This is a genomic window from Alteromonas sp. BZK5 (assembly GCF_014349115.1).
GTDB classification, from domain to species: Bacteria; Pseudomonadota; Gammaproteobacteria; order Enterobacterales; family Alteromonadaceae; genus Alteromonas; species Alteromonas macleodii.
The window spans coordinates 1-11,438 of the sequence record NZ_JACSOE010000097.1; the positions used below are offsets into that span (position 1 = coordinate 1).

At 44.9% G+C, this 11,438-nt stretch carries 11 protein-coding genes and 1 pseudogene; 9 read left to right on the forward strand and 3 right to left on the reverse strand.

Going from position 1 to position 11,438, the window contains the following annotated elements; genetic code table 11:
- The 4 genes from glnA to glnG form a co-directional block, all read left to right on the forward strand.
- A partial coding sequence (gene glnA / locus BIZ39_RS18415; RefSeq protein ID WP_187447667.1) for a type I glutamate--ammonia ligase occupies nucleotides 1-950 on the forward strand: 950 nt, incomplete at its 5' end.
- A 240-nt stretch (nucleotides 951-1,190) separates the two neighbouring features.
- A complete protein-coding gene (locus BIZ39_RS18420) occupies nucleotides 1,191-1,817 on the forward strand; it encodes a DUF4124 domain-containing protein (RefSeq protein ID WP_187447668.1) in 627 nt (208 codons plus the stop codon).
- 130 nt (nucleotides 1,818-1,947) lie between these two features.
- A complete protein-coding gene (gene glnL, locus BIZ39_RS18425; protein WP_014999423.1) occupies nucleotides 1,948-3,033 on the forward strand; it encodes a nitrogen regulation protein NR(II) in 1,086 nt (361 codons plus the stop codon).
- Complete coding sequence (gene glnG, locus BIZ39_RS18430) at nucleotides 3,023-4,432, forward strand: nitrogen regulation protein NR(I) (RefSeq protein ID WP_187447669.1); 1,410 nt, start codon at nucleotides 3,023-3,025, stop codon at nucleotides 4,430-4,432. The genes glnL and glnG overlap by 11 nt, the downstream gene beginning before the upstream one ends.
- Nucleotides 4,433-4,494: 62 nt before the next feature.
- Here glnG and BIZ39_RS18435 read toward each other — a convergent pair whose 3' ends face one another.
- Nucleotides 4,495-5,634 (reverse strand): HD-GYP domain-containing protein, encoded by a 1,140-nt coding sequence (locus tag BIZ39_RS18435; protein ID WP_187447670.1) that lies wholly within the window; start codon nucleotides 5,632-5,634, stop codon nucleotides 4,495-4,497.
- Between the two features lie 205 nt (nucleotides 5,635-5,839).
- On the opposite strand from BIZ39_RS18435, the gene BIZ39_RS18440 reads away from it, so the two are divergent.
- From BIZ39_RS18440 to BIZ39_RS18450, 3 genes are all read left to right on the forward strand, one after another.
- Nucleotides 5,840-6,565 (forward strand): 1-acylglycerol-3-phosphate O-acyltransferase, encoded by a 726-nt coding sequence (locus tag BIZ39_RS18440; protein WP_061095802.1) that lies wholly within the window; start codon nucleotides 5,840-5,842, stop codon nucleotides 6,563-6,565.
- 32 nt (nucleotides 6,566-6,597) lie between these two features.
- Entirely contained in the window at nucleotides 6,598-6,996 is a 399-nt protein-coding gene (rraB, locus tag BIZ39_RS18445) for a ribonuclease E inhibitor RraB (RefSeq protein ID WP_014950594.1), read from the forward strand.
- 116 nt (nucleotides 6,997-7,112) lie between these two features.
- Complete coding sequence (locus tag BIZ39_RS18450; protein WP_187447671.1) at nucleotides 7,113-7,925, forward strand: choice-of-anchor H family protein; 813 nt, start codon at nucleotides 7,113-7,115, stop codon at nucleotides 7,923-7,925.
- A 56-nt stretch (nucleotides 7,926-7,981) separates the two neighbouring features.
- On the opposite strand, the gene BIZ39_RS18455 is transcribed toward BIZ39_RS18450, so the two are convergent.
- On the reverse strand, nucleotides 7,982-8,188 hold the full coding sequence (locus BIZ39_RS18455) for a hypothetical protein (protein ID WP_039235341.1): 207 nt from the start codon (nucleotides 8,186-8,188) through the stop codon (nucleotides 7,982-7,984).
- A 71-nt stretch (nucleotides 8,189-8,259) separates the two neighbouring features.
- A complete protein-coding gene (locus tag BIZ39_RS18460) occupies nucleotides 8,260-9,108 on the reverse strand; it encodes an SPFH domain-containing protein (RefSeq protein ID WP_014950598.1) in 849 nt (282 codons plus the stop codon).
- A gap of 187 nt (nucleotides 9,109-9,295) precedes the next feature.
- Here BIZ39_RS18460 and BIZ39_RS18465 point away from each other — a divergent pair, with 187 nt between their 5' ends.
- The gene (locus BIZ39_RS18465) at nucleotides 9,296-10,579 is read left to right on the forward strand and encodes a PotD/PotF family extracellular solute-binding protein (protein WP_187447672.1); all 1,284 of its coding nucleotides are present in this window, start codon (nucleotides 9,296-9,298) and stop codon (nucleotides 10,577-10,579) included.
- Nucleotides 10,580-10,634: 55 nt separating this feature from the next.
- Nucleotides 10,635-11,438, forward strand: a pseudogene (locus BIZ39_RS18470) (hybrid sensor histidine kinase/response regulator); the annotation flags it as partial.

Below are 11,438 nucleotides of genomic sequence, written 5' to 3' on the forward strand. Positions count from 1 at the left end.
CTTCTGAAGCTAAGTGGAACTCTGGCGAAGAGTTTGAAGGCGGCAACATGGCACACCGCCCTGGCGTTAAAGGCGGTTACTTCCCAGTGCCACCAGTGGACTCTGCGCACGATATCCGTGCTGCAATGTGCCTAGTTATGGAAGAAATGGGCCTTGTTATCGAAGCGCACCACCACGAAGTGGCAACTGCTGGCCAAAACGAAATTGCTTGCGAATTTAACACGCTAGTTAAGAAAGCTGACGAAATCCAAGTTTACAAGTATGTTGTTCACAACGTTGCACACGCATACGGTCAAACTGCTACCTTTATGCCTAAGCCGCTTGTTGGCGATAATGGTTCTGGTATGCATTGCCACCAGTCTATTTCTAAAGATGGCGTAAACATCTTTGCGGGTGACAAGTACGCAGGCCTTTCTGAAGAAGCACTTTACTACATTGGTGGTATCATCAAGCACGCACGCGCAATCAACGCGTTTGCTAATGCTTCTACTAACTCATACAAGCGTCTGGTTCCTGGATTCGAAGCACCGGTAATGCTTGCATACTCTGCACGTAACCGTTCTGCGTCTATTCGTATTCCTCACGTAACTAGCGATAAAGCGCGTCGTATTGAAGTACGTTTCCCTGACCCAACAGCTAACCCATACCTAGCGTTCACCGCTATGCTTATGGCCGGTATCGACGGTATTAAGAACAAGATCCATCCTGGTGATTCAATGGATAAAGACTTGTACGACCTACCGCCAGAAGAAGCTGCTGAAATTCCAACAGTTGCAAGCTCGCTAGAGATGGCGCTTGAAGCCCTTGATAACGACCGCGACTTCCTTAAAGCAGGTGGCGTTATGACTGACGACATGATTGATGCATACATCGACCTTAAGTCTGAAGAAGTAACTAAACTTAACATGACTACTCACCCAGTTGAGTTCGACATGTACTACAGCGTGTAAATCCGCACTGTATAGCAATTTATACTAAAGCCCGCTCTGCGGGCTTTTTTTATGCGTACGATTTATCTACTATGTTTTTATAGCTATGCTAACGAATACTCTTTCATGCTGCATCAACTGCGCACAGGGCTTTGCCCCGCTTGCATTTGCATATATCTAAAGAGGTTATCAATAAGCCAAACGTAGCAAGCTATGTGAATTAGCCAGCTAGCCAAAACCACATTGATTAGGTAACGACACGTGCACAACATGACGCGACACATTTGCTTAATTTCGCTATTACTAAGTAGCGGCAACGGCTTACTGCCTGTGCAAGCGGAAATGCTGAGCCAAGAAAGTACCCAGCAAGAAGCACAAGAAAGCGAAACCGGACAAAGCGGCAATGCAACATCAACTGCAACTGCTTCTCCAACGACCATATACAAGGTGGTAGGTAAAGACGGCTCTGTGACTTACACTGACAAGCCGCAGCAAAACGCTGAAGCACTAGCTTTCGATGTCAAAACGCAGAATGTGGTAACTGCGGCAAAGGTTACCTCACCTCCCCCTGCGAAGCCGGCTGCCCCCAAGCCCAACTATCGCGTAGTCATTAAGTCACCTGCACCAGAAGCGACAATTCGCAATAACTTGGGTGAATTCACTATCTCTGCCGCACAACCTGGTGCACCCAAAGCGCCAATCTACCGATTAATTTTTGACGACGCCCCATTAACTAGCAATAGTTCAGGCGTCTTTAAGCTTTCTGGTATCCATCGTGGGGCACATACTTATAAAGTTGAACTCACGAACAATACGGGCAAGACTCTTGCATCGTCTCCATTACAAACCCTTTACCTGCATCAGGCATCGGCGTTAATTAATAACTAATAGCGTGCAACCACTGTTATGTATGCGCACCATAGAGGTTCAGTGAACATTTCTTCTTGAGCTCTTTATTCGCGCAACGCATCATTGCAAGCTACAATGCACAATTATGGTGCAAAGGAGACGAGCTCGGATGCATTCCACCGAGTTAGAAACACAACAGCTAATCAATAGCCTAAATACCGCACTGGTAATGGTAGACAACAAACTTACGATTGTTTATGCCAACCACGCTGGTGAAGCTTTGTTTGAGACTGGATTAAAACAACTTATTGGGCATCCACTTCAAGATTTTTTCTTGCCGGGCACAATAGAAACCACCCGACTGAAAGCTGCCATCAGAAAAGGTGAAGATTTCACCGAAAACGAAATTAAGTTGGCTTTTCGAGATAACCGCTATGTATCTGCCGACCTAACCGTTACCAATTTGCACTTCGAAGACGGCCCACGACTGCTATTTGAAGTTAAAAAGATTGACCAGCAAAAGCGAATTTCTCGAGAAACTTTACAAAACGCGCAGCATTACGCAGCACGGGAATTGGTTCGCGGTCTGGCTCACGAGATTAAAAATCCGCTTGGTGGTATTCGCGGCGCGGCACAGTTGTTAGAGAAAGAGCTAATTGATGAGCACAAAGAATTCACTAGCATGATCATCGAGCAGTCTGATCGGCTACGGAACTTGGTAGATCGCTTACTTGGGCCAAATTCACTGCCTCGGTTTGAAGAAAGCAATGTGCACCAAGCTCTTGAAAAAATCCGCAGCTTAATGCGCTTTGACTCAGATAATCCTATCACCATAATCCGTGATTATGACCCCAGTATTCCACCGCTTATGCTAGATCCCGACATGATTCAGCAAGCGGTACTTAATATTGTGCGAAATAGCGTTCAGGCATTAACAGAAAGCCAAACGCCTAACCCAGAAATCAGGTTAATAACGCGAATAGAGCGCCAAATGACAATTCAAACGAAGCGTCATGCGCTGGTAGCAAAAATAAAAATTATAGATAACGGCCCAGGCATTCCTGCTGAAGTTAAAGACACTCTTTTCTACCCCATGGTCACAAGCAAACAAAATGGCTCTGGGCTGGGTTTGTCGATTTCACAAACCCTTATAAACCACCACGGCGGCAAAATAGATGTAGATAGCTACCCTGGTCACACTGAGTTCGTAATTTACATACCAATAGATCGTAAGGAGACAGACGATGACGAATGAGTCTGTGTGGATTGTCGATGATGACAGTTCTATTCGTTGGGTGCTGCAAAAGGCCTTACAAGCAGCAGATATCAGCTGCTTAAGTTTTGAAAACCCTGAAGATTTATTGCTTCAACTTCAAAGCGGCCAAGCCCCTGAAGTCATCATTTCAGATATAAGAATGCCACAAATGGACGGCATGACGTTACTGAACGAAGTACATGCTTCGCACCCTATGCTCCCCGTTATCATTATGACGGCGCATTCGGATTTAGACAGCGCAGTTAACGCATATCAAAAAGGTGCCTTTGAGTATTTGCCAAAGCCATTTGATATCGACGAGGCTGTCACCTTAACCCAGCGGGCGCTGGCACATTCCAGAGAGCAGTCCACCGTATCTAAAGCGCAAGTTGAAGACGTAGTAACGGAAATTATTGGCGAAGCACCTGCCATGCAGGAAGTATTTCGTGCCATAGGTCGCCTGTCGCGCTCTTCAATTAGCGTGCTTATTAACGGGCAATCGGGTACGGGTAAAGAACTTGTCGCGCACGCCCTTCACAGGCACAGCCCAAGAGCAAGTAAACCTTTCATCGCCCTCAATATGGCCGCCATTCCTGCTGACCTTGTAGAGTCAGAACTATTTGGCCATGAAAAGGGCGCGTTTACCGGAGCCCAGGCAGCTCGCCAAGGCCGCTTCGAGCAAGCCGACGGCGGTACACTGTTTTTAGATGAAATAGGTGATATGCCGTTAGATGTACAAACCCGCCTTTTACGCGTGCTTGCAGACGGTCAGTTTTATCGTGTCGGTGGCCATCAATCAGTGAGTGTGGACGTACGCATCATTGCTGCAACTCACCAGAATTTAGAACAAAGGGTTGCTGAAGGTAAGTTTAGGGAAGATTTGTTCCACCGCTTAAACGTTATCCGAGTGCACCTTCCATCACTTAACGAGCGCCGCGAAGATATTCCGTTACTAACCCGTCACTTCTTGCGCCGAGCAGCCAAAGAACTTGATGTAGAAGCTAAAAGCATATCGAAAGACGCTGAGCGCGTAATGTCTCAGCTACCATGGCCTGGAAACGTAAGGCAGCTAGAAAACGTATGTCGCTGGTTAACGGTGATGGCTAGCGGTCAAGAAGTACTGCCCAGCGATCTGCCACCAGAAATTCACAGCGATAGCAGTATTGAAAAACCTAGCGCTGAATCGGGTGAGTGGCCAGATTTATTGGCAAGCTGGACCGATAAACAGCTTCGCGACGGCCATCACAATATTCTTAACGACGCGATGCTGACGTTTGAGCGAATTATGCTAGAGCGAGCACTTCAGCACACTCATGGCCACAAACAAGATGCGGCTAAACGCTTAGGTTGGGGAAGAAACACCCTAACAAGAAAGTTAAAAGAATTGGGTGTGAACTAACCCTAATGATTACGCCGTAAGCTAGCAGGGAACTCACTGCTAGCTTATGAGCGGCTTGCAACCTAATGTCCTTTCGACAATAGCGCCGTCATTCCCTGATTGAAATGCCTTACCCACTTCATACTAAACTGGCCTTTGGCGCTTCGATTTATTTCTATCACCGCCTCTTTTTTGGAAAGTACGTTATTTTCATTGTGCGCTCTTGGGTGTGTCATTGCATCGTAGGTATCAACAATGGCTAATAACTTCGCACCTTCACATATATCGTCTTCTTTTAGCCCCAATGGATAACCTGTTCCGTCAGTACGCTCATGGTGCTGCATCACGATTTTGCGCGCCATATCCCATTGATCTAGGTGCTCTAACAAACGGGCACTTTTATACACATGAGAGCGCATAAGATTAAATTCGATATCGCTTAGCGCATCGCCTTTGTGCAAAAGCTTCAATGGCATGAAGGCCATTCCGAAGTCATGCACATAGCTGGCTACGGCAAGCTGATCTTCGTCGATAGGGTTTTCGGCCACATCGTTAATATACATAGCCAGTTTGGCAATGCGATCACCACGACCAGACCAGTAGTTAGAGCGGCGTTCAATGGTTTGCATTAAGTCGCGGAAAAATAGAATATCTTGCTTCTTTTCACTACTAATATCTTTAGGGATACCTGTAGCCGCTAACGTAGGGGGCTTTATCTGAACGTTTTGTGGGTCGTCTTCATCCGCAACAATATCTAACGCGGGGTTAAGTAATAAGACCGCTTCGGTAAGGCGTTTTTCATGCTCAGCAGTATTTTCAGGTGTCACACGACCGATGGCTAAAACCAGCTGATTGTGAAGGTTGTCATCGTACTCGGCTTTGCCACTGGCCATTACAGCCTCTACGAAGGCTTTTACTCTGTCCATAGTAAGCAATACCAAGTCACTCATAGTACATGTGTACGCCACCTGCCCTTTGCGCAAATAATCTAGCAAGTCTTCTACATGCTGCAAAAGCGGGATCATGGGCGAGAAATTAACCAGGCCTAAATCACCTTTAATGGTGTGGATTGAGCGAAACAGAGCACGCTGCAATTCGTTGTCTTCCGGACGAAGCTCTAGTTCAATCAAGGTTTGTTCACTTGATTCATAGAGTTCGTTTATTTCCTCCATAAGGTCAGCAAGAATATCTTCTTCTAGGTCGTCTGGAGTAAATGTCTGCATATAGTGGTTACCGAGTTAGGTTCGATTGCGCTTTTTATTATTGTAATTGGGTATCGGCAAAATTTCCTCATACTAAAGGTGAGAAACATAGCCACGTTTCCAACTTATTGCTCAACTATACCTTCCGCACTGTAAAAACTCATCGGACAAGTGTACGCTGAAACTTCATCTATACTGCGCGCGTCAATTGTATCTAGGAGTTGTTTTGATCGCTTTATTCCGCATTCCGGCACTTTTTATCGCTTTTTTACTCATTAACATCGTTCTGCTAATTGTTTGTATCGCACGACCTTTTCACAAAGATAACGTGCATATTGCGGGTAGTATGTATTCACTTATGGCTAAGATCGTAGGTCTCAAAATTATTATAAAGAAAGATCCTGCGGTTAAAATTAACGAGCCCTATGTTTACATCGCCAATCATCAAAACAGTTTCGACGTTATCACTATCTGTAAAGCTGCATTGCCCGGCGTGGTAACCATTGGCAAAAAGAGCTTAAAGTGGATCCCTATTTTCGGCCAAATATATTGGTTGTCAGGCAATATCATGATTGACAGAAAGAATTCAGGTAAAGCCCGTAATACACTCGACATTGCTGCAAAACGCATTGCGAAAAAGAAAACGTCGGTATGGCTATTCCCAGAAGGTACACGAAGCTATGGCAGGGGCATATTACCTTTCAAACAAGGTGCGTTTCGCCTAGCTAAGACCACCAACGAGCCTGTCGTCATGGTAACCGCCAGCAATTTGCACAATAAAGTAAAATGGAACCGTTGGGATAACGGCATTGTGCTTATTGATATTGCCGCCCCTCAGGCTTTGAACGAAGACAAGACAATTAAAGAGTGGATGGTGCATTTTAACGATGAAATGAAACAAAAGTTTGATGCGCTTAATACACAGGTCGATGAACTGGAAAAAAGCAGGTAAACTTGCGTCAAAATTGCTAACGAGTGTTTAATATGACCCAGTTCGATGAAAGAGAAGAGTGGTACGAGTTTAACCAAGAAACTATTGATGCCCTTCTAGAAGACGGCAGCCAAGCCGATGCCGACTATACCATTGAGCACCACTTCGCCAGCACTGACTTCGACGTGCTAGAAAAGGCAGCTGTTGATGCGTTTAAAGCTGGTTTTGAAGTCACCGACGCAGAAGAGCTTATTCTTGATGATGGCGAAACCATTTTCTGCTTCGACGCGGTTGCAGAGCGAAAGCTAGATATTGAAAAACTTAATGCGGACTCTGACACCTTGCTTAAAATTGCCGACAAGCATGATGTAACCTACGACGGTTGGGGTACTTACTTCGAGCCGCGTGAAGAAGGTGAATACGAAGAAGAAGATCACTACTTCGACGACTGATCTCTAAGGCACACTCACCGTTTTAACTGAGAAGGCGTTAAGTTAGCCTTCAGCTTTTGTTCATCTTTTTCCGTCAACAATGACACTGTCATTATCGATTGGAAAAGGATGGACAGATGAAAAAGCTACTTTTCTCACTTACTACATATTCTGCTATTGCAACAATACAGCTTGCGCTTATGTCACCTGTGCATGCCAGTACCGAAAATAGCGCACAAAACAAAAACGTTACCTCTAACGAATACCGTTACGACAAACCATTTGTTGCCGCTGAATCGCTGCTGCCTAAAACCTCTGGTGCATTGACAAGCGAAGAAACAATCTCTCAAGCTGTTGATGACGTTGAGACTGATCAACAGTCCCTTACCAAGGCGGGTAAGCATCAACAGCATTTGGCCGTGAGTAAGTCCTCTAGCGATATCGTAGTCAGCAGTATTAATGAGTTTTGGATTTATGAAAGCTGGGTAACGCTTGAGCAAGACATTGATTACGATGGTTATCACTCCACGTTTTCGATTGAGTTTGACGCCGACACCATTTTCACTCGCGCGCCAGTATACGCGGTCCTGTATTTGGGCAAAAACGACGTCTACGAGTCTATTCACGTGTCGTCTGAATTTTACATTTACTCAGAAGACTCAACAGATACCTTTACCATTGAAAGCACATTAGTTTCTGGCTATCCGCCCGGTGAGTACGACATTCTATTAGAGCTTTATGATGCAGATACCGAAATGCTTGTGGCGTATACCGATGCCTATGATGACAGCGCACTCGCCTATCTTCCCCTTGAAAGTGAAAATAATGAATATGTGGTTGAAGATACGGTAGTCATAGTAGAAGAGCATGGCGGAGCATGGTCTTTACTCCCACTGTGTCTATTAGGTGGCATTGTACTTGTTAGACGCAGAATCAAGCGGAATATCTAAGCCTTAGCTAGTGACGATCATATCGAAAAGATAGCTGATTCCCTGCTATTTCGCGTTCAGTTATCTTTTTGAGTGGAGTCTATTTCTTCAACCTCTACTACAACCTTTTCTACTAGCTTCACTCTTCCCTGCTTCACTAGTGCTTGTCTTAATACATACTCTATTTGCGCATTTACACTGCGCAAGTCATCGGCAGCCCATCGCTCCATGGCGGCAAGTACATTTTCATTTATCCTAAGTGGATACGCTTTTTTCTTTGCCAAAATTACAAACCTTATGTGCCGCAGTGCATTGCTGCGGCACTACAATTTCAAACTTAAATTAAAAAAACGAGCTAGTAGATTGTACCTGTATTAATAACCGGTTGCGTCGACTTATCACCACACAGCACAACTAATAAATTGCTGATCATCGTCGCCTTACGCTCTTCATCAAGCTCTACTACACCCTTTTCATTTAATCGCTGAAGTGCCATTTCTACGGTTCCCACAGCACCATCTACAATTTGCTTCCGGGCAGCCACAATAGCTGATGCTTGTTGACGCTGAAGCATGGCACTTGCGATTTCTTGCGCGTAGGCAAGGTGGCTGATACGAGACTCCAAAATTGTGATCCCAGCTTTCGCAAGGCGAGCTTGGATCTCTTCTTGTAAACGCGCTGATATCTCTATTGGGTGGCTACGAAGTGCGACTTCCGCTTGCTCGTCGTCACGCGGATCGTAAGGAAAGCTACTTGCCATATTGCGGATCGCGGACTCACTTTGAATTCGCACAAAACTTTCGTAATCGTCTACGTCAAACATTGCTTCAGCAGTATCGCTCACTTTCCACACGACAATAGAGGCTATTTCAATGGGGTTTCCTTGATTGTCGTTAACTTTAATTCTGGCACTTTCAAAGTTTCTTATGCGCAAAGAAATATTAGCTCTACGGAACAAAGGAATTGTCCAGCGTAATCCAACATCAGAGACAGTACCTACATAGCTGCCGAAAAACGTCATGACCTTAGCTTGGTTGGGTTGCACCATGAAATAGCCCAACCACAAACTTCCCACTAAAACGCTTAGAATTACACCAGCTTCGGGGTTACCCGACACTGCATAGAAAAACGTAGCAACCTGTGCGACTAGCAAAACACAGATCATCAAATAACCATTTACCGAAAACCCTTTCTTTTCTTTCATACCACTCACCTTTGATATCATTTTGATATCTTTATAATACAAAATTTAACTACTCGCTAATTTTGATGTGTTACCAAATATGTCAAAGCAACATTTTATTTTTAACTATGGGGTAACATTTTTTGGTAACTCTATGAAATAGATGCCAGAATAATGGAGGGTCATCGTTTACTATGGACGTACGTTAATGCCTTCAAACTCAGATAAAAACGTCGCTTCTTCTTTCCAGCGCCGTACCTTGTTAAAGGGCGGTCTCGCCTTTGGTCTTACTGCGGGCATTACCCCTTTTTCAATCGGAAAAGAAAAACCGACGCTGCGCGTATTAGGCACCCATGTCACGCTTCAAGAAGCCATTCGTCAGCGCGCCATAGAAGACTTAGGCATTAATATTGAGTTCGAGCCGGGTGGCAGTGCAACCGTTCTTCAAAAGGCGTCGATGAACCCCACGTCATTCGACCTTTATGAGCAGTGGTCTAATAGCATTAATGTATTGTGGCGCGCTCACGCTATTCAGCCTATAGAGAAGAAACGCCTTCAGTATTGGGAAGAAATAAACGATTTAAGCAAGACCGGAAAACTTACCGAGAACGCGCGAATGGGCGCTGGCGACGCACCGCATAAAATTATTAACGTACAGGACGACGGCACTCTAGGCGCAAACCATACTGACACAATTAGTTTTTTACCTTATGTGCACAATGTTGACTCTTTTGGCTACGACACATCAAAGTTACCCAACGAACTGCAAGGGCAAGAAGAAAGCTGGGGCTGGCTTTTAGACAGTCGCTATTCAGGAAAAGTGGGCATAGTTAACGACCCCACTATCGGACTTTTCGATTTAGCACTTGCCGCACAAGCTAAAGGATTCATTCAATTCCAAGATATCGGTGCCATGACCGAGTATGAGCTTGATGATTTGTTTAGCTTACTTATAGAGTTGAATCAGTTAAACCATTTCAATGGATTCTGGACCTCGGTCCCTGAATCTGTTGAGTTCATGAAAAGTGGACGGGTTGCAATCGAAAGCATGTTTTCGCCTGCGGTCTCTGCACTGAACGGTCAAGATATTCCGGTTACGTTTGCAGCACCGAAAGAAGGCTATCGCGGATGGCACGGTGTAATGTGCATGTCCTCTGCCACACAAGGTAGAATAAAGGACGTGGCTTACGAATATATGAATTGGTGGCTGTCGGGGTGGCCTGGCGCATTTATTGCCAGACAGGGCTATTATATTTCCAACCCTAAACGTTCAGCTCAATATCTTTCAGACGCCGAATGGAATTACTGGTACAAAGGGCAAGTAGCATCAGAGCCGCTTAAAGGGCCCGACGGAAATATTAGTGTTAGACAAGGCGCCCAGCGCACTGGTGGGAGTTATGAAGAGCGTTTTAGTAATGTTGCCGTATGGAATACCGTTATGCCAACCTACGAATACAGTTTGCAGAAGTGGTACGAATTCATCACTGCATAATGTTGCGTTAAGTAAAAACTCATAACGTTAATGGAATAAGGCTTTTTTAGTTCACATGTTATCGTCAATTCGAATTCAGCTTATCACCGTGCTACTCGCTCTTATAGCGCTTATATTGGCACAGGGGTTTATTGCTAGAGAAAACCAAGAAGTCCTAAACAAAGGCGTGGCATCAGCGTCAAAGGCAGTAGTTGATGTTGCACTTGTTAAGGAACTTGAACGGGATGTGGTGGACTTACAGCGCAACGTGCTCATATTCAAAGAGAATGCGAGCAAATCAGCCATTACTCGCTTCAGTCGACTCATGGTGACTATTAACACCAAACTCGACAAGTTAGCCCTGGTAGACGAAGACAAGGAAATACAGGAAGACAACCATATCCTTTCAAGAATGAAGGAGCACCTTAACGCCTATCAGGAGAATTTTACTCAAGTTGTCGATGCGCGCTCTGAAAGGGATAACCTTATAGCAAGAGGCACCCTATCTGATATTACGTTACTGGAAAAGATACTGAGTGACGCTAAAACAAACGGAGATATCTCTGCTGCCTCTGAAGAACAGGCAAAGACGCTTCTTATTCGGGCAGAAAATGCGATGCTGAAATATCTGATGAAACCCGACATGGGCTTTATTCGAGCATTCAACGAAGCCGCAGATTCACTACAAAAATTAACGCTAACGAAAAATACATCTCTTCAGGAAAGAGTGGATCGATTGTCGGAAAAAATTAAAGCCGATTTCGTTAAGCTAACCCAGATAACCCAAGGTAATTTATTCTTGGTTAACGTAGTTATGGCGGGTTCTGCCAATGAATTTCTCTATTTAAGCGGTGAGCTGGCCAAAAAAGTAACCACAGAC

What these genes read in the sequence shown, in the direction of transcription:
- BIZ39_RS18465 (WP_187447672.1), top strand. Translation starts at nt 9,296, where the DNA reads ATGCCTTCAAACTCAGATAAAAACGTCGCTTCTTCTTTCCAGCGCCGT.
- BIZ39_RS18460 (WP_014950598.1), bottom strand. Translation starts at nt 9,108, where the DNA reads ATGAAAGAAAAGAAAGGGTTTTCGGTAAATGGTTATTTGATGATCTGT.
- BIZ39_RS18450 (WP_187447671.1), top strand. Translation starts at nt 7,113, where the DNA reads ATGAAAAAGCTACTTTTCTCACTTACTACATATTCTGCTATTGCAACA.
- glnG (WP_187447669.1), top strand. Translation starts at nt 3,023, where the DNA reads ATGACGAATGAGTCTGTGTGGATTGTCGATGATGACAGTTCTATTCGT.
- glnL (WP_014999423.1), top strand. Translation starts at nt 1,948, where the DNA reads ATGCATTCCACCGAGTTAGAAACACAACAGCTAATCAATAGCCTAAAT.
- BIZ39_RS18435 (WP_187447670.1), bottom strand. Translation starts at nt 5,634, where the DNA reads ATGCAGACATTTACTCCAGACGACCTAGAAGAAGATATTCTTGCTGAC.
- rraB (WP_014950594.1), top strand. Translation starts at nt 6,598, where the DNA reads ATGACCCAGTTCGATGAAAGAGAAGAGTGGTACGAGTTTAACCAAGAA.